Origin of the sequence: Vreelandella piezotolerans, assembly GCF_012427705.1 — a bacterium.
In the GTDB taxonomy this organism is placed as follows: Bacteria; Pseudomonadota; Gammaproteobacteria; order Pseudomonadales; family Halomonadaceae; genus Vreelandella; species Vreelandella piezotolerans.
Genome location: NZ_CP048602.1, coordinates 742,388 through 758,552, shown reverse-complemented (window position 1 = coordinate 758,552; position 16,165 = coordinate 742,388). Strand labels below are relative to the sequence as shown.

The following is a 16,165-nucleotide window of genomic DNA, read 5'->3' as shown; positions in this document are numbered from 1 at the left end:
ACTACGCCAGCGCTCTCTTCATCTCTCCTTTCACTCCCACCATTCACTATAGGCAACCGCGTCATGGGCATGCAGACTCTCGGCATGCACCACTTTTAGCCGGAACCCCGACACACCTGGCGCTTGGCGCAGCGTGGTGTCCAGCCGCCGTGCGGCATCCTCGCAGAACATCAGGTTCTGCCCGTTGGCCAAGGCAAACGCCTGCTCGTCGATGCGCTTGACGGCGGTTTGCAGTGCCGTACCTAGGGCTCGCTCTACCCGGTCGATCATGTTCTCCATGAACGTTTCTATCGAGATGGCAGCGTCGTCCGTCGTGGCAAGGCGAAACGTGAGGTGAGCCACGCTACGCTGGCTATGGGGCGTCGCCAAGATGCCCTCTTCACTACCCAGCCACGCCAATACCGCCGACTTGCTCAGCGGTATGTCCTCAAAGTCCTCTTCGAAGGCTTGCTGAATCAACTGCCGCGCCAAAGCAGCCGAGCATGGGCATGTCGAAGAGTAGCCCACCTCGAGATCGAGCGCCGATTGAAACCCATCGGGGGACAACTCGCAGCGCAACGTGAAGGGGTAGTACTTCCACCCCGAGAGCGGACTAATCAGCGCGGCGCGCTCGAGCGGTAACTCCCCTGCGATGCTGAGGTAGGCGTGCTGGGACAGCCCCTCCTGGCTGGCTAAAAAACGCTCGAGCACGCTCTGCACCAACCCTAGGGAGAGCGGTGTCTGCTCGAGCGGCGCCAACCCTAGATAGAGCCGCGACATATGAATGCCCCGGGCCTCTTTCGCGTCGAGACTGACCGTGGCATCGAGCTTGGCAGCGACGCGCTGGGTGCCGAGCAGTACCGGCATCGCGATGCCCTCCATGCCCACACGGGTCAACGTGCCCTGCGAATTAGGGGCTTGCTTGGCGACATCGGGCATGGTGGAAACGATCATGGAGTAACCTCTTGAGCGGCGGTAAAAAAGCGGTAGAGTCCTGCGACGGTATCGGGCGACACGTTCTGGGTAATGAAAACGAAGCGGGAGACACGATCACCCACACTGGCCTTGGGCAGCGGCGCCGGCGGGTGAAAAATATGCTGCACGCCGTGCAGTGCCAGCGGGGCTTCTCTGTCGGTCAGGTGTACCACGGCTTTCATGCGCAGCATCTTTTCGCCCATCAGGGACATCAACAAGTTCAGCCACTCTTCCAAGGCGTCCGGCTCGATCGGCTCGTTCACACTAAAGCAAAAGGAGTGGATGCCATCGCCATGCTGGACCGCATTGGCCTGCGAGTTGGCAAAAGCCCCCTTGTACTGCTCCACCGGATGTAACTCGTAACGGCTGGCGCTAAGCCATTGAGCCACTTGGAACGCTTGGCTTTCTTCCGAGTAAAGCCCCGCGCCCACCAGTAGATCGGCCGACAGTTCGCCGTTGATCACCTGCCACTGCTCGGCGGCAGGGTTGAGTTTGGCCAAGCGATTCGCTAGGCGGGAAACCTGCTCGTCGCTCGCCAAGTCCGTCTTGGTGATCAGCAGCTTTTCCGCCACGGCGGCTTGCTGCTGGGCCTCCTGGTGGGCATCCAACGTAGCAACCCCATTGACCGCATCCACGCAGCACACCACGCTATCCAGCCTGAATCGGTGTGCTAACCAGTGATCCGTCATCAACAGTTGGAGCAGAGATGTTGGCTCGGCCAGCCCAGTGGTTTCGATCACCACGCGGGCGGGCAGTGGCTTGCCTTGCGCCTCCAAGCCATCGCACGCTTGCTGCAAGGTGCGGCTGAGATCCCCCCGTAGCGTGCAGCACAAACAGCCGCTGCTCATTTCGATGACCGCCTGCTCATCGCTGTGGGTAATGAGCTGGTGGTCGAGCCCGATAGCACCGAACTCGTTGATCACCACCAGGGTGTTCTGCATGGAGCTTTGGTGTACCCAGCGGTTGAGCAGCGTGGTTTTACCGCTGCCCAGAAAGCCCGTGAGTAGGTTGATGGGCGTTAACGATGGATCCGGCATATACCCTACCCCCACCTCGCTTTGCGGTAATGGTGCTCGTGCTGCTCCTGGCGCTCTTTCGCTTCGATACAGAGCTTGGCGGTGGGCCGAAACATCAGCCTGGCCAAGCCGATGGGCTCTCCGGTTTCGTCGCAGTAGCCGTAGTCGCCGCTTTCGATACGTTTCAACGCGGCGGCAATATTATTGAGCAGACGGCTCTCGCGATCGGCTTGCCGCAACGCCAAACGCAGCTCCTCCTCGAACGCCGCTTGATCGGCTTCGTCGCTGTCACGCTCATGAGAAGCAATGACGCGCCGGATCTCCTGTAGATGCGCTTCTATTTCGTCGCGCTCCTCCAGCAACCGCTGACGGAAAAAGGCGAGCTGTTCGTCGTTCATATAGTCGCTGTCGGGCATCGCCAGGAGCTTATCTGCCCAGGCTTTATCAGCCTTTCTCGGGCGCGTGTCGGCGGGGTTGCCTTGATCTGGCATAGCGTCATCCCATCCAAAATAGTACGTTATAAAGTCACACAAAATAGTCAGCGATCATGGGTGCCCCTCGGCGCTCATGCGCTGCCGAGTCGTTTGTAAAGAGGCTCTCCTAGCGCTAGGCGGGATCGATACTCATCAACAGGCGCTTACTGCCGCTCTCCAGTGACGGGCTTCTATGCACCAGGCCCCGCTCCTCGCTGCCGATCCAGCCACTGCCCTTGATCAAACCGATATCGCCGGGCGAGAGGCGCCGGACTGCCGCATTGTCGGTGGCAATCTCGGGTTTATCGGGGTGCGGCGCCCCCAGCCCTTTACGATTGATGGCGTCCTCCGGCAACCACTCGCTGCCTGGGCCCACATAGGTCGTGACGAGCCGCACCGGCAGGTTGTCGCAGTGAAAGCGGGGGCACATGGCACCATCAAGCAAGCGCAGGCGAAGACCGACGGTACGCGTTTCGAATAGGAAGGCCATCGCTTCGGCAATGGTGGCGATGTCGTCCACCAGCGGCTTGGCTGCTTCGGGTGCGGGAAGCTGGCGCAGCAGGTCCGCCACCATGGCATCGTCGGGCTGCCCCAACCAGCTATATTGCCAGGCGCGCTCCGTTCGGCACTGAGCTTGGGCACTCAAGGCGATCTCAGCGGGCATGGGGCGTTCGAAAATCGCGATATTCACGGCCTCTTCGAAAATACGCGGTAACACGCTAATGTCCTGACCAATGGCCGCGTGCGCAGGCCATGCGTCAGCGGGGGATACATAAGAAACGGGCGACGACATCATGTGAACTCCGATAGTGTGAGAAATCGATGGAGACGGCCACACGCTCGCACCGGGGCAGACGGCCGACCGCTGCCAGCACGGCGGCGTTAACGCATGGGAAAGCGCTCTGGCTCGAGCGCAAAGCGCTGGCGAACGAACCGCCAGCCCTGTGAGATCAGCGTTGACAGCATGAACAGCAGGGCGGCGAGCGAGACGATGGTAGGGCCGGTCGGCGTATCGAGGAGATAGGCGCTTTTCAGCCCTCCCGCCACCGACAGCACAGCCACCCCCATGGCAAGCAGCGCCATGGTCTCGGGCGTGCGACAAAACGGACGTGCCGTGGCGGCGGGTATGATCAGCAGAGCGGCGATCAGCAGAACACCGACGACCTTCAACGCCACGGCAACGACCAGGGCCAACGCCAGAGTGAGCACTAACTGTTCACGACGCGGCTGAAGTCCGCAGGCGTAGGCCAGCTCTTCGCTGAGCGTGGCGGCCAGTAAAAAGGGCCACCGCCAGCACAGCAGCAGCAACACCAACGCCACGCCGCCGCCGATCACCCACAAATCCTGTTTACCGAGGGCCAGAATATCGCCGAACAGATACGCGTGAAGGTCGATACGCACTCCGCTGAGAAACGACACGGCGACCAGCCCAATCGCCAGCGCCGAGTGGGCCATCACGCCGAGCAACGTATCCATGGCGTAGCCACGGCCGCTCAGCAGGGAAACACTGGTGGCCATTAACAGTGCCACCGCCAGTACGCCGAGGAAAATCGAGATATTCATCAACAGCGCTAGCGCCACGCCCAGAATGGCCGCGTGGGCCGTTGCATCGCCGAAGTACGCCATACGCCGCCACACCACGAAACAGCCCAGCGGAGCGGCGGCCATCGCCACGAGGATGCCCGCCAACATGGCGCGCCACATGAAGTCATCCAGCATGGGCGGTCTCCTGGGGTTGGTGACGATAGAGCGCCAGCGTTTGTGCGGCCTGGTCACCGAACAACGAGCGATAATCCTGCGTCGAGGCCACGTGCTCGGGCTTGCCCTGGCAACAGACGCAGCGATTCAGACAAAGCACATGATCCGAGGTCTGCATCACCACGTGCAGGTCGTGGCTGACCATTAAAACGGCGCAGCCATAAGTGCGGCGAACGCTATCGATATGGCGATAAAACGCCGCCGTGCCCTGGTGGTCGAGGCCTTGCGTTGCCTCATCGAGAATCAAAATGTCGGGCTTGACCAGCAGCGCTCGCGCCAGTAGTACGCGCTGAAACTGTCCCCCTGACAGCTCGCTCATATTGGCCTGCCGCAGTGTCTCGGCACCGGCGTCTTCAAGGGCGCTATCGACCTCTTGACGTGAGTGGCGGCGCGGCAAGTTGATGAAGCGCTGGACCGTCATCGGTAGCGTAGGGTCCAGATGGAGCCGTTGGGGCACGTAGCCAATGCGCTGATTCGGAGCGATAGTAACGCTGCCCGAGGTGGGTTTCACCGCGCCCACCAGGGTTTTCACCAGCGTCGACTTTCCCGAGCCGTTGGGGCCAATCAACGTGAGTACCTGTTCACGAAACAAGTCGAGATGAATATTCTCGAGTATCTGCTGCCCACCGAAGCGAACGTTCAACTGACGAACGCTGAGTACCGCTTCACAATGGAGGGAAGATGCAAGTGACATCATTGACATCCGCTCTTGACGTATTTGTTATGTTATAACATAAATATTAAGACCAGCGATACTTGGATGTCCTTTCTTGTCTCGTTCACTCAGCCTCGTCTCATCAGGAGCCCTCATGCCACACCGCTTTACGTACTTCGCTCTGCCATTACTAACGGCCTTTCCCTTAGCAGCCTCGGCGGAAGTGCCCCGCGTCGCGGTCGATATTCCCCCCGTTTACTCACTGGTATCGATCGTGATGGGCGACGTTGGCTCGCCCGAGCTGTTCATTCAGCCCGGCGCCTCTCCTCACGGCTATTCGCTGCGCCCCTCGGAAGCCAGCGCGCTGGACAGTGCGGATCTGGTGATATGGGTCAGCAATGCGCTCACCCCTTGGCTGGAAGGCCCGGTGGACAATCTAGCGGGCGACGCTCGCCACCTAGAACTGATGGACGTACCCGGCACCCGCACGCTGGAATATCGCGAGGGGGCGACGTTTTCTCTAGACGGTGAGCTGGCACACGGCCATTACCATGATCACGAACACGGGCATGATCACGAACACGAGCATGGCCACGAGCACGGGCATGACCACGAACACGAGCAAGACCAAGGACATGATCACCATGGTCATGATCATAGCCATACCGGCATGAACCCGCACGCTTGGCTCGCCCCTGGGAATGCCCGCCAGTGGCTGGCGGCCATCGCCGAGCAGCTAAGCGAACTCGATCCGGATAACGCGGCGATCTACCGCGATAACGCCGAGCAGGGTCAAGAAGCACTGACCGCCCTCGAACAGCGCCTCCAGGAGCGCTTGGCCGACAGCACGGACACCCGCTTCATCGTATTCCACGATGCGTACCAGTACTTCGAAGAGGCCTTTAACGTTCATGCTGCGGGGGCCATTTCCATCGGCGACGCGTCTGCACCCAGCCCGGCACGCATCGAGGCGTTACAGACGCTCGTCAACGAAGAGAACATTCAGTGTGTCTTCAGCGAACCGCAGTTCAACCCGCAGATGGTCAACAACGTGTTTGGGGATACGTCGGCGTACTTGGGCGTGATGGATCCACTCGGCGTAGGCTTGACGCTGGATGCGGGACTGTACTCTGCATTACTGGAACAGCTAGCCGGTGAAATAACCAACTGCACGAGTGCTAAAAGTGAGTAATACTCGTCATTTGCCTAAGTGATCAAACGTAACGCTGCGTGCGAAGTGCTGAGCGCAGCGTTACGTGAGCCTCGGTAAGGAGCGATGACTCGACTACTCAACGACGGAGCGATGACATGAAGCGCGTCGCAGGCACTGCGGTTGGCATGGCCTTGCTCATCGCACTCACGCTGTGCGTGAGTCTTTATCGCACCCTTCATGCGCCCGCGAGCGTCTCGGTGGTCAGCCCGATGGGCGATTACCTGATCGAATCGGTGAGAGTCTCAGGACTACTCGCCCCCTTGGGAGGCGTCGCTTACCTGCGTGTCATCGAGCGGGCAGCGCCCGCGAACGTTTATCGCACGCCCCTTTTCGACACGCAGCATATCGACTTTTCGACGACATCCGAGAATAGCCGCTATTTAGAGGCCATCGTTTGGGTGCGCTTCGATAAGCAGATGCAGCACTTCTTTATCAGCATGCCGCAGTGGCGTGCTGATTGGCGAAACCGCTTCATCAGCAATACGCCCTTCGAAGCAGGCGGAAACGGCTAGGAAGCCCTCCCCGACGGCATCATTTACCGTGGCCGCCGGTCGCCTTCCAGGAAATTGGCGGTAAACACGGCTTTTCCGTGGGTCTCGAACGACCACTTCATCACGTCACTCAGTGCCGCCATCACCTCATCGAACTCGCCAAATACCTGGGTGCTCATTCGGTTGGGGTGAACCTCCAGTCCGGTAGCCTCCAATCGTTGGACCACCTCTTTGACGACTGGCTTGAAATCATCGGCCAGCGGGTAGTAGCTCAGCTGTACAGAAAGGTACATATCGCCTCCTCGATCGTTTCTATGGCGCAGTTCGAAACTGCTGCCACGCGGCCAGTATGGCCGTACGCGTCTCATCTGGATGCTCCATGGGGAACATGTGTGTCCCCGGCACCGTGCTGACCGGCAGCCCGCGACGAGCGATACGCTTGAGCCGCCCCGGCGTCATCAAGTGCGACTGCTGCCCCGCCACCAGTTGAATGGGCACACCCACGCGCTGCGGTAATTTGGAGAGGTGATCCGGCAAGTGGCGGAAAATCTCCAGCTCGATGTTGGGGTCGAAGGTCAGCTCAGCGCTGCCGTCGTCCAGTAGTCGCGTGCCTGCTTCAATGTAGTCGTTGAGTGCCTCGGGGGTAAAGCGACGGAAGAGACCACGGCGACGCAGCGAGGTCGCCATCGCCTCGCGACTGGGCCACACGCTGCGACGCCCTTTGGTTTTACCCGCCGGCGTGATGCGATCCATCAATCCAAAGCGCTTGGCCGCTTTCATCGCCCAGGCATCCGGCCCCAGCATCAGCGGCGGGTCGAGCATGATCACACCGCGAAAACGCTCCGGCTGCTTGTCGGCAGCCATGGCCATCAGCGTGCCGCCCAACGAGTGCCCCACGCCCAGCAGTGGCGCGTCGGTCTCGGGCAGGTAGCTGAGCAATTCATCCACCAGGTTGCTCCAGTTATGGTTCACTGGATAATCCGGGTGGTGGCCCAGGCGGTCCAGCGGGTGGACATCGAACGATTCTGCCAGTGGGTCTAACAGGCTGCGGTAGCTCAAGCCGGGAAAGCCATTGGCATGGGCAAACACTAAGCGGGGGCGTTGGGTGGCATCGGCAGGCATGGCAGGCTCGCGGGTCGGCTAACGGGAAGGGGCGCTATCTATCATACGTCTGTTTTAACGCGGGCACCGAACCTCGTCAATCCATCCAAGGATTAACCGGCTAATTAAAACAGCGAGAGCTGCTGGGCAGCGGTTTCTTCCGCCAAGCGGTAGCCGACGCCCAGCAGGCGCACGGGGCGTGCGCCCCTCGCCCAGCCCACGTTGAGCAGTGTCTCAAACTGCTCCAGGTTAGGTGCGGGGTCGGCGTGTTCGACAGTGGTTTGGGTGAAGTCGTTGAACTTTACTTTCACCATCACCCCGCGCACGGCGGGGGCCGGGTCTAGGCGAGCGTAACGGCGCTCTAAATCGCTGATCAGCTCGGGGAGCTGCTGGCGGCAGGCGTCTAGGGTGGGTAAATCCTGGGAGTAGGTTTGCTCGGTGCTGATCGACTTGCGCTCGCGGTGGGTTTTGACCGGGCGCTCATCGCGCCCGTGGCTAAGTTCGTGTAGCCGATGACCAAAGCGGCCAAAGCGTTCCACCAGCTCGGTCAACGGCCGGGCGCGCAGATCCGCGCCGGTCTGAATGCCCAGCTCGGCGAGTTTTTCAGCGGTCCGCGGCCCCACGCCGTGGATCTTTTTCACCGGCAGCTGCTGCACGAAGGCGTCGATATCGTTAGGCGTGATGACAAAGAGACCATCGGGCTTGCGCCAGTCGCTGGCGATCTTGGCGAGAAACTTGTTGGGTGCCACGCCCGCCGAAACGGTAATACCCACTTCTTGCCTCACCCGCTGACGAATGGCTTCGGCCATGCGGGTAGCGCTGCCGTGGTACAGCGTGACCTCCGAGACATCCAGAAAGGCTTCATCCAGCGACAGCGGCTCGATCAGCTCGGTCACATCGCGGTAGATGGCAAACACCTGGCGGGCAACATCTTTGTACTTCGCCATATCGCCCCGAATCACCGTGAGATGGGGGCAACGTTTGAGCGCCTGGGCCATGGGCATGGCGGAGTGAATACCGAACTTACGCGCCGGGTAGTTGCAGGTGGCAACCACCCCGCGCTGCTCCACACTGCCGCCAATGGCAATGGGGATATCGGTCAACGCGGGGTTATCGCGCATCTCGACCGCCGCATAGAAGCAGTCACAGTCGCAGTGGATGATTTTGCGCACAGGCCGACCTTGCCTCCGCCCTTACCTGTAAAAAAGCACAGTTTATCACAGGGTGTGCTACAGCGCTGATGAGCAGCAAAACCCTAGGCGGGGGCGCTGTGAATCCCTCCCTGGACGCTACTTTCGCCATCCCTGGCGAAAGACCCCCGCTACGGGTTTTCCGCCCATACTCGCTGGTCTAAATCACGTACCACAAAAGGTGCGCAACACCTGCTCGCTTTCCGTGGCCGGAGCGGCCAAGCGGCGCGCTTCTTCGGATTCATCAAAGGGCTGCGTGACCGCCGCGAGCAGCGTGTGGAAAGGCGCGAAATCGCCTTCTACCGCCGCATCGATGACCTCTTGAATGCGGTGATTGCGGGGAATCACCACCGGGTTGGCGCGACGCATGACCTCCAGGCGCTCACTCTGCTGGCTGGCTTGCTGGGCGTTTTCCCAGTCGGCCAGCCAAGCGGTCAGGCCAGCGGGCTGCGTGGTCAGCGCCAGCAGCGCCTCTTTTTGGGAGTGGGCTGACGTGTCCGCGCTCAAGACTTGAGCATAGTGCGTCAACGCGTCGAACGTCGCGGTCATGTCCATGCGGCCTTGATGCATCTGGATCTCTAGCGCTTCCATCAGCGCCACGGCGCGATCGCTTTCCGGGGCAAGGCCCAGCTTGTCGGCATGCAGGCGGCGCTGCTCGGCGCCAAAACGAGCGGTAAAGCCGCGTAGCACCTCGGTGGCTTGCTCTACCGCAGCATCGCCCTCAACGCGCATCAGCGGAAGCAGGGTTTCGGCAAAACGAGCCAGGTTCCATTGGGCAATGCCAGGCTGATTGTCGAAGGCGTAGCGCCCGCCCTGGTCAATGGAGCTATACACCTTCTGCGGGTCGAACTGCTCCATAAACGCGCAGGGGCCGTAATCGATGGTTTCACCGGCAATGCTGCAGTTGTCTGTATTCATCACGCCGTGAATAAAGCCCAAGCTCATCCAACGCGCCACTAGCGCCGCTTGGCGGGCGGTCACCGCCTCCAACAGCGCCAGGTACGGATCGTCAGCATTGGCCGCCTCTGGGTAGTGGCGGGCAATCACATGGTCGGCCAGCGCTTTTAGCGCGTCTTCATCGCGGCGAACGGCGGCAAACTGGAACGTGCCCACACGAATATGGCTGCTGGCCACGCGGGTCAGCACGGCTCCCGGCTCGGCCATTTGGCGCACCACGCGTTCGCCGGTTGAAACGGCAGCCAAGGCGCGAGTGGTAGGTACGCCCACGGCGGCCATGAACTCGCTCACCAGGTATTCGCGTAGCACCGGGCCAAGGGGCGCACGGCCGTCGCCACCGCGAGAAAACGGCGTGCGCCCGCTGCCTTTTAGCTGCACATCACGGCGCTCACCCTGCTGGTTCACCACTTCGCCCAACAACAGCGCGCGGCCATCGCCTAGCTGAGGCACGAAGTTACCGAACTGGTGCCCGGCGTAGCCCAACGCTCTAGGCTCGGCACCCGGCGGTAGCTGGTTACCGCTGAACCACTGGGCCAGCGTGGCGTCGTCGGGCCGCGTTTGCATGCCTAGCTGCGCGCCCAAGGCATCGTTGAAGGCGATCAGGCTGGGCTGGGCAACGGGCGTGGGCTGGCACGCCACCCACAGGGGTTCCGGCAAGGTGGCGAACTGATGTTCGAAAGACAGCACGGGCAACTCCGCTTTTCAATGAATGGCCTAAAGAATACCCTAGCAGCTTACTCAAGTAATGGGCGATAGCATGCCGCAAAGAGACGCGTTAACCCCTGTTAAGTCATCGATAACGCAAGAGGCGCTCACGCCCCTGCCCCTGGGTTTCTACAACCGCGATACGTTGGAAGTGGCCCGAGACCTGCTGGGCTGTTGGCTGGTGCGCCAGCTGGATGGCGAGCTGATGGCCGCGCGCATCGTGGAAACCGAGGCCTACCGCGGCTCGGAAGATTCCGCCTGCCACGCCCACCGGCGTAGAACCCCGCGCACCGAGGCGATGTTTGGCCCGCCCGGTCACGCCTACGTCTATTTGGTGTACGGCATGCACTGGCTGCTGAACGTGGTCACCCAGCCAGAAGGCAACCCCTGCGCGGTATTGATTCGCGCGGTGGAACCGGTGATTGGCGAGCCTGCCATGCGCGCATGGCGCAGCGTTGCGGGGCGCAACCTGTGTAACGGCCCCGGCAAACTCACCCGCGCGCTGCGTATCGACAACGCCCTCTACGGCCACGATATGACGCAGAACAGCGATCAAGCGAACGGGCTATGGATTACGTCTGGCGACCCGCCCAGCGCGATTGCCAGCGGCCCAAGAGTCGGCATCGATTACGCCCAACCCGCCGACCGCGACGCCCCTTGGCGGCTTTGGAGCGAAGGTAACCCGTGGGTCTCCAAAGCGCGTTAAGCGCCCTTCAGGCACGCAACCGCCTGCTCCAGCACCGGCGTTAGCGGCGCGCGCCACTGGTGAGTCAAAAACTCATCGGCGCGAGTCACGCCCAGCGAGAGCGATGCCACGGGCAGGCCCATGGCATGGGCATCCCGGCAGAAGCGGTAGCCGGAATAGACCATCAACGATGTCCCCACCGCCAGCACCGCATCGGCTTGCTGCAGCGCCGCCTGTGCTGCCAGCCGACGCGCCGGGGGCACCACATCGCCGTAATAGACCACCTGCGGTTTGAGGATGCCCTGGCAGCGCGGGCAATCCAGCACCTTGAAGGTGGAGAAATCGGTTTCCAGATCCGCATCGCCATCCGGCGCGTGGTGGGCGTCCAGCGCGGCAAAGGCTGGGTTCATGCGCGCCATTTCGCTGTGCATGGCGTGGCGCATCATTTGATAGCCACAGGCCATACAGGCCACCACGTCCGCTCTGCCGTGAAGATCGATCACCTTTTTCGAGCCCGCCCGCTGGTGCAGGCGGTCCACGTTTTGCGTGACCAGCAGCGCCACATGCCCCATGGCCTCAAGCTCTGCAAGCGCTCGGTGCGCCCCGCTCACCTGGGCTTCGCGCATGGCTTTGAAGCCCACCAGCGCCCGCGCCCAGTAACGCTGGCGTACGGCAAAGGAGCTCATGAAATCACCGTGCTGCACCGGCGGCGGCCGCTTCCACTGGCCATCGGCATCGCGGTAATCGGGAATCCCACTGTCGGTACTCACCCCCGCCCCGGTAATCACCCAGAGTTTGGGGTGGCGTTTGATGAACGCGGCCAGCGCTTCACCGGCCACCTGGCTGCTCTCGCGTTTTTCTGAACTTTCCACGGCCTGCGTCAATGGATCACCCTAGGCAACACTGCGACAAGTCAACGATACTGTATGACAATATAAGCACATGCAATGTGCCCTCGATAGCGGAGTAAGGAGCCTCTCATGCAGTGGGATCACGAGATTATTATTGTCGGTGGCGGCATGGTGGGCGCGGCCCTAGCGGCACGGTTAGGCCAAGCGGGCATTTCCGTGGGGCTCGTCGAGCGCGGTAGCGCCCCCAAACCCGCCAGCGGCGACTACGACCTGCGTATTTCATCGCTCAACGCCCGTTCGCTGGCGTTCGTGAAAGCCAGCGGCACGATACTGCCCGGCGAGCGCTGCTGCCCGTTCCGGCATATTGATGTGGCCAATCAGGATGGCACCGGCCACTCCGTGTTCTCCGCCGAAGAGAGCGGCATGAACGACTTCGGTATCTTTATCGAAAACCGCGCCCTGCAATACGCCCTGTGGCAACGCTTGGAAGCGCTGCCAAGCGTGACCTGCTACACCCAGTGCGCCCCGCTGAGCACCATGGCGGCCACCACCGCCCGCATGCTAGAGCTGGATAACGGCAAAACCCTAAGCGCCCGGCTGATCGTGGGGGCCGATGGTGCCCGCTCTACGCTACGCGAGCTGGCGGGCATTGGCGTGACCAGCTACGACTTCCACCAGCGGGCGATGATCATTAACGTCGAGACCGAGCTGCCCCAGCAGGACGTTAGCTGGCAGTGTTTTACCCCCAAAGGGCCGATTGCCATGCTGCCGCTACCCGGCCAGCGCGCCTCGCTGGTGTGGTACGACAGCAATGAAGCCACCAAAGCCCGCGAACAGCTCTCCGACAACGCGCTCCAGCACGCCATCGAAACCACCTTCCCCCAACGCCTGGGCAAGCTCACCCGTATTGTGGCGAGGGCCAGCTTCCCCATTAAGCGCCAGCACGCCAAACGCTACATCGGCAAACGCCTCGCGCTGATTGGCGACGCCGCCCACGTGGTACACCCGCTGGCGGGGCAAGGATTGAACATCGGCCTGCACGACGCCGACACCCTGGCCGAGCTGATCATCAAAGGCCGCGACCCCGGCGACCACATCAGCCTGCACCGCTTCGAGTGCCAGCGCCGCCTCGCCAACCAAGCGATGATTGCCGCCACCGACAGCTTCCACCACCTGTTCACCGGCGCAAAACCGCTGCGCCAACTGGGCGATCTCAGCCTGCACTTGGCTGAGCGCGTGCCGTTTGCCAAACGCATGATGATGCAGCAGGCCAATGGGCTGAATCCGTTTAAAATCGGCTAACGCTGACTATGCTGAGGGGGCGGGCTGCCATCAGCAGCCCTAAAACAATCACAATAATCCCTCAAAAAAGGAAAGCGCATGCGACGCAAGCAACCCTATACGCTCGTGGCGGTCGCCTCGTTTACCGGCCTTGGCCTGCTGTTGGCCACGCCCTTATGGGCCTGGGATGGCCTAGTCGAGAAGCAGACGTTCGAGATGGAGAGTTTTACCACGCAGGGCGGCGAGACGATTCCCAACGTGACGATCGGCTGGGAAGCCTACGGTGAGCTAAATGAGGCTCGCGACAACGCGATTCTGATTACCCACTTTTTCTCTGGCACCAGCCACGCCGCAGGCCGCTACAGCGCCGATGGTGAGCCCACAGGCTACTGGGATGCCATCATTGGCCCTGGCAAGCCACTGGATACCGATGAGTACTACATCATCTCTTCCGATACGCTGGTCAACTTGGGGGCGAATGACCCGAACGTTATTACCACCGGGCCAGCCTCCATTAACCCCGATACTGGCGAGCCCTGGGGCATGGATTTTCCGGTCGTGACCATCCGTGATTTTGTCGAGGTGCAGCGCGCCCTGCTGGAAAGCCAGGGCATCGAATCACTGCATGCGGTCATGGGCGCTTCCATGGGTGCCTTGCAGGCCATCGAGTGGGCCAGCGCTTACCCTGAACGGGTCGAGCGGTTGATTCCTGTGATTGGCGGCGGCGTGGCCGACCCGTGGCTGCTGGCCACGCTAAGTGCCTGGGCCGCGCCGATTCGCCTGGATGCCCACTGGAACGAAGGCGACTACTACGATGGCGAGCCGCCCACCGAGGGGCTAAAAGAGGCGCTAAAGCTGGTCACGCTCAATGCCAACCACTGGCAGTGGGCCAATGAAGCGTTCAACCGCGACTGGGCGGATGACGCTCGCGACCCCGCCCAGGATATCAACGCCCGCTACGCCATCGAGCAAACCCTGGATGACATCGCAGGCGCACGGGCGAAGCTCTCAGATGCCAACCACCTGCTCTACCTAGTGCGCGCCAACCAAACCTTTATGGCAGGCCACGGCGACTCGTTAGAAGCAGGCCTAGCCGCCATCGAAGCGCCCACGCTGATGCTGTATAGCGAGAACGATTTGGTCTTCGCCCCCGAGGGCGTGCGCCGCACCGCCGAGCTAATTGAATCCGACGGCACCGAGGTCACCTTGGAAACGCTGGAAGGCAACCGGGGCCACCTAGATGGCGTCGTTTCCATCGAGCAAGCCAGCGATACACTGCGAGAGTTTTTGCAGTAAGAAAGAAAGCGCTGGCCTCTTTGAGAAGCCAGCGCTTAAAAATGTCACTACACAGGCGTCTGACTAACCATGCTCCAACGCCCACTGCACCGCCTGCGCTGCGTGAATCTCAGTGGTATCGAACAGCGGCACGCTCGTATCCGCTTGCTGGATCAGCAGGCCGATCTCGGTACAGCCTAAAATCACGCCCTGCGCGCCGCGCTCAGCCAGCGAATCGACGATATCCAGGTAGTCAGCTTTGGAATCTGCCTTCACCACGCCCAAGCACAATTCTTGATAAATCACCGAGTGCACGTGCTCGCGCTGTGGCTCGCTGGGCACCACCACCTCGATGCCGTGACGCTGCAGGCGCTCGATATAGAACGCCTGCTCCATGGTGAACCGCGTCCCAAGTAACCCCACGCAGCCAATGCCCTGCTGTTGCAGCACCTGGGCCGTGGCATCGGCGATATGCAAAAGCGGAATAGAGACCGCCGCTTCCAGCGGCTCGGCCACCTTGTGCATGGTGTTGGTACACAGCACCAGAAAATCGGCCCCGGCGGCGGCCAACGACTTACCCGCTGCCCCCAGTATCTCGGCGGTGGCCTGCCAGTCGCCCTGGTGCTGCAGCGCCTCTATCTCGGCAAAATCCACGCTGTACAGCACCACCTTGGCCGAATGCAGCCCGCCCAGCGCATCGCGCACATGCTGGTTGATAAGGCGATAGTAGGTTTGCGTGGACTCCCAACTCATCCCGCCGATTAAGCCAATCGTTTTCATCGTGACTCCCTTCAAGCTCGCGGGCCGCTGGTGATGCCCTATGAATGAGCGTTCATCCGGCAACCTTAGCCGCTAGCGTTCTCTTCGGCCACTTGGCGCAGCGCATCCACAAGCACATCAGCAGGCTGGGCACCTGAAATCAAATAACGCCCTTCGAGAATGAACGCAGGCACGGCGTTGACCCCTGCCTGCCGAAAACGCTGCTCGGCCTCACGCACTTCGTCCGCGTACTGATCAGAGCGGGCGATGGCCTCGGCGGTGTCGCCGTCCAACCCCACCTCGATGGCCTTCTCGCGAAGCACCTCGGGGTCAGCGGGATTTTTCGCTTCACCGAAATAGGCCTCGAACAGCGCCAACTGCAGCGCCGTCTCTTGGTGTTGGGTTCCGGCCCACGCCAGCACCCGGTGCGCGGCAAAGGTGTTGTTCGCCCGGCGCTCCAGCGCACCCCGGAAATTCAGGCCAAGCTCCTCGGCGGCGGCCATGATCTCGCGCTGGGACTGCTGCATGGTGGCCGCGTCTTTGCCGTATTTGCGGCACAAGTGCTCCAAAATCGGCTCGCCCTCAGGCGGCATATCAGGGTTCAGCTCGAAGGGCTGCCAGACCAGCTCGACATCGATTTCACTCTCGAGCGTCTCTAGCGCCTGCTCCAAACGCCGGTAGCCAATGGCGCACCACGGGCAGGCCACGTCGGAGACTAGGTCGATTCTTACCTTTTGCATTTATATATCCCTTCGACATATCTCAAAATTCGATCAAACTAAAGAAAGCATGGTACGTGTA

Annotated in this window: 18 protein-coding genes; 5 read left to right on the top strand and 13 right to left on the bottom strand. The window is 61.2% G+C overall.

Annotated elements, in window-relative coordinates:
- Positions 1 to 30: 30 nt before the first annotated feature.
- The 6 genes from folE2 to GYM47_RS03505 form a co-directional block, all read right to left on the bottom strand.
- Positions 31 to 933: a GTP cyclohydrolase FolE2 gene (gene folE2 / locus GYM47_RS03530; protein ID WP_153842141.1), complete on the bottom strand. Its 903-nt coding sequence runs from the start codon at positions 931 to 933 to the stop codon at positions 31 to 33.
- Positions 930 to 1,991 (bottom strand): CobW family GTP-binding protein, encoded by a 1,062-nt coding sequence (locus tag GYM47_RS03525; RefSeq protein WP_153842140.1) that lies wholly within the window; start codon positions 1,989 to 1,991, stop codon positions 930 to 932. Before GYM47_RS03525 ends, folE2 begins: the two co-directional genes overlap by 4 nt.
- Positions 1,992 to 1,996: 5 nt before the next feature.
- Positions 1,997 to 2,461, bottom strand: a complete 465-nt coding sequence (gene dksA, locus GYM47_RS03520; RefSeq protein ID WP_153842139.1) for an RNA polymerase-binding protein DksA — start codon at positions 2,459 to 2,461, stop codon at positions 1,997 to 1,999.
- Positions 2,462 to 2,576: 115 nt separating this feature from the next.
- Complete coding sequence (locus GYM47_RS03515; RefSeq protein ID WP_331250782.1) at positions 2,577 to 3,239, bottom strand: DUF1826 domain-containing protein; 663 nt, start codon at positions 3,237 to 3,239, stop codon at positions 2,577 to 2,579.
- 86 nt (positions 3,240 to 3,325) lie between these two features.
- Entirely contained in the window at positions 3,326 to 4,162 is an 837-nt protein-coding gene (locus tag GYM47_RS03510) for a metal ABC transporter permease (protein WP_153842138.1), read from the bottom strand.
- Positions 4,152 to 4,898, bottom strand: coding sequence for a metal ABC transporter ATP-binding protein (locus GYM47_RS03505; protein ID WP_231125505.1), 747 nt, complete (start codon positions 4,896 to 4,898; stop codon positions 4,152 to 4,154). The genes GYM47_RS03510 and GYM47_RS03505 overlap by 11 nt, the downstream gene beginning before the upstream one ends.
- A 112-nt stretch (positions 4,899 to 5,010) precedes the next feature.
- Between GYM47_RS03505 and GYM47_RS03500 the strand changes: the two genes are divergently transcribed.
- A complete protein-coding gene (locus GYM47_RS03500) occupies positions 5,011 to 6,048 on the top strand; it encodes a zinc ABC transporter substrate-binding protein (protein WP_153842136.1) in 1,038 nt (345 codons plus the stop codon).
- A gap of 116 nt (positions 6,049 to 6,164) precedes the next feature.
- On the top strand, positions 6,165 to 6,581 hold the full coding sequence (locus GYM47_RS03495; protein WP_153842135.1) for a hypothetical protein: 417 nt from the start codon (positions 6,165 to 6,167) through the stop codon (positions 6,579 to 6,581).
- A 23-nt stretch (positions 6,582 to 6,604) separates the two neighbouring features.
- On the opposite strand, the gene GYM47_RS03490 is transcribed toward GYM47_RS03495, so the two are convergent.
- From GYM47_RS03490 to GYM47_RS03475, 4 genes are all read right to left on the bottom strand, one after another.
- Positions 6,605 to 6,853 (bottom strand): YkoF family thiamine/hydroxymethylpyrimidine-binding protein, encoded by a 249-nt coding sequence (locus tag GYM47_RS03490; RefSeq protein ID WP_153842134.1) that lies wholly within the window; start codon positions 6,851 to 6,853, stop codon positions 6,605 to 6,607.
- 19 nt (positions 6,854 to 6,872) lie between these two features.
- Positions 6,873 to 7,682 carry an alpha/beta fold hydrolase gene (locus GYM47_RS03485; RefSeq protein ID WP_153842133.1) on the bottom strand — a complete coding sequence of 270 codons (810 nt, stop codon included), beginning with the start codon at positions 7,680 to 7,682 and terminating at the stop codon, positions 6,873 to 6,875.
- A 104-nt stretch (positions 7,683 to 7,786) separates the two neighbouring features.
- Positions 7,787 to 8,833 (bottom strand): DNA polymerase IV, encoded by a 1,047-nt coding sequence (gene dinB / locus GYM47_RS03480; RefSeq protein ID WP_153842132.1) that lies wholly within the window; start codon positions 8,831 to 8,833, stop codon positions 7,787 to 7,789.
- Between the two features lie 183 nt (positions 8,834 to 9,016).
- Positions 9,017 to 10,495 carry a protein adenylyltransferase SelO gene (locus tag GYM47_RS03475; protein ID WP_153842131.1) on the bottom strand — a complete coding sequence of 493 codons (1,479 nt, stop codon included), beginning with the start codon at positions 10,493 to 10,495 and terminating at the stop codon, positions 9,017 to 9,019.
- Between the two features lie 70 nt (positions 10,496 to 10,565).
- Here GYM47_RS03475 and GYM47_RS03470 point away from each other — a divergent pair, with 70 nt between their 5' ends.
- Positions 10,566 to 11,219 carry a DNA-3-methyladenine glycosylase gene (locus tag GYM47_RS03470; protein WP_153842130.1) on the top strand — a complete coding sequence of 218 codons (654 nt, stop codon included), beginning with the start codon at positions 10,566 to 10,568 and terminating at the stop codon, positions 11,217 to 11,219.
- Here GYM47_RS03470 and GYM47_RS03465 read toward each other — a convergent pair.
- Positions 11,216 to 12,082, bottom strand: coding sequence for an NAD-dependent protein deacetylase (locus GYM47_RS03465; protein WP_153842129.1), 867 nt, complete (start codon positions 12,080 to 12,082; stop codon positions 11,216 to 11,218). The two genes, GYM47_RS03470 and GYM47_RS03465, sit on opposite strands and share 4 nt — an antisense overlap.
- 96 nt (positions 12,083 to 12,178) lie before the next feature.
- Between GYM47_RS03465 and GYM47_RS03460 the strand changes: the two genes are divergently transcribed.
- Both GYM47_RS03460 and GYM47_RS03455 read left to right on the top strand, forming a co-directional pair.
- The gene (locus GYM47_RS03460; RefSeq protein WP_153842128.1) at positions 12,179 to 13,351 is read left to right on the top strand and encodes a UbiH/UbiF/VisC/COQ6 family ubiquinone biosynthesis hydroxylase; all 1,173 of its coding nucleotides are present in this window, start codon (positions 12,179 to 12,181) and stop codon (positions 13,349 to 13,351) included.
- Between the two features lie 78 nt (positions 13,352 to 13,429).
- Positions 13,430 to 14,626 carry an E22 family MetX-like putative esterase gene (locus tag GYM47_RS03455; protein WP_153842127.1) on the top strand — a complete coding sequence of 399 codons (1,197 nt, stop codon included), beginning with the start codon at positions 13,430 to 13,432 and terminating at the stop codon, positions 14,624 to 14,626.
- A gap of 63 nt (positions 14,627 to 14,689) precedes the next feature.
- On the opposite strand, the gene GYM47_RS03450 is transcribed toward GYM47_RS03455, so the two are convergent.
- Complete coding sequence (locus tag GYM47_RS03450) at positions 14,690 to 15,385, bottom strand: aspartate/glutamate racemase family protein (RefSeq protein ID WP_153842126.1); 696 nt, start codon at positions 15,383 to 15,385, stop codon at positions 14,690 to 14,692.
- A 65-nt stretch (positions 15,386 to 15,450) separates the two neighbouring features.
- The gene (locus GYM47_RS03445) at positions 15,451 to 16,104 is read right to left on the bottom strand and encodes a DsbA family oxidoreductase (RefSeq protein WP_153842125.1); all 654 of its coding nucleotides are present in this window, start codon (positions 16,102 to 16,104) and stop codon (positions 15,451 to 15,453) included.
- Positions 16,105 to 16,165 lie beyond the last annotated feature (61 nt).

Coding starts and splice junctions, on each gene's coding strand:
- folE2 (WP_153842141.1), bottom strand. CDS start 933: ATGATCGTTTCCACCATGCCCGATGTCGCCAAGCAAGCCCCTAATTCG.
- GYM47_RS03525 (WP_153842140.1), bottom strand. CDS start 1,991: ATGCCGGATCCATCGTTAACGCCCATCAACCTACTCACGGGCTTTCTG.
- dksA (WP_153842139.1), bottom strand. CDS start 2,461: ATGCCAGATCAAGGCAACCCCGCCGACACGCGCCCGAGAAAGGCTGAT.
- GYM47_RS03515 (WP_331250782.1), bottom strand. CDS start 3,239: ATGATGTCGTCGCCCGTTTCTTATGTATCCCCCGCTGACGCATGGCCT.
- GYM47_RS03510 (WP_153842138.1), bottom strand. CDS start 4,162: ATGCTGGATGACTTCATGTGGCGCGCCATGTTGGCGGGCATCCTCGTG.
- GYM47_RS03505 (WP_231125505.1), bottom strand. CDS start 4,898: ATGATGTCACTTGCATCTTCCCTCCATTGTGAAGCGGTACTCAGCGTT.
- GYM47_RS03500 (WP_153842136.1), top strand. CDS start 5,011: ATGCCACACCGCTTTACGTACTTCGCTCTGCCATTACTAACGGCCTTT.
- GYM47_RS03495 (WP_153842135.1), top strand. CDS start 6,165: ATGAAGCGCGTCGCAGGCACTGCGGTTGGCATGGCCTTGCTCATCGCA.
- GYM47_RS03490 (WP_153842134.1), bottom strand. CDS start 6,853: ATGTACCTTTCTGTACAGCTGAGCTACTACCCGCTGGCCGATGATTTC.
- GYM47_RS03485 (WP_153842133.1), bottom strand. CDS start 7,682: ATGCCTGCCGATGCCACCCAACGCCCCCGCTTAGTGTTTGCCCATGCC.
- GYM47_RS03470 (WP_153842130.1), top strand. CDS start 10,566: ATGCCGCAAAGAGACGCGTTAACCCCTGTTAAGTCATCGATAACGCAA.
- GYM47_RS03460 (WP_153842128.1), top strand. CDS start 12,179: ATGCAGTGGGATCACGAGATTATTATTGTCGGTGGCGGCATGGTGGGC.
- GYM47_RS03455 (WP_153842127.1), top strand. CDS start 13,430: ATGCGACGCAAGCAACCCTATACGCTCGTGGCGGTCGCCTCGTTTACC.
- GYM47_RS03450 (WP_153842126.1), bottom strand. CDS start 15,385: ATGAAAACGATTGGCTTAATCGGCGGGATGAGTTGGGAGTCCACGCAA.
- GYM47_RS03445 (WP_153842125.1), bottom strand. CDS start 16,104: ATGCAAAAGGTAAGAATCGACCTAGTCTCCGACGTGGCCTGCCCGTGG.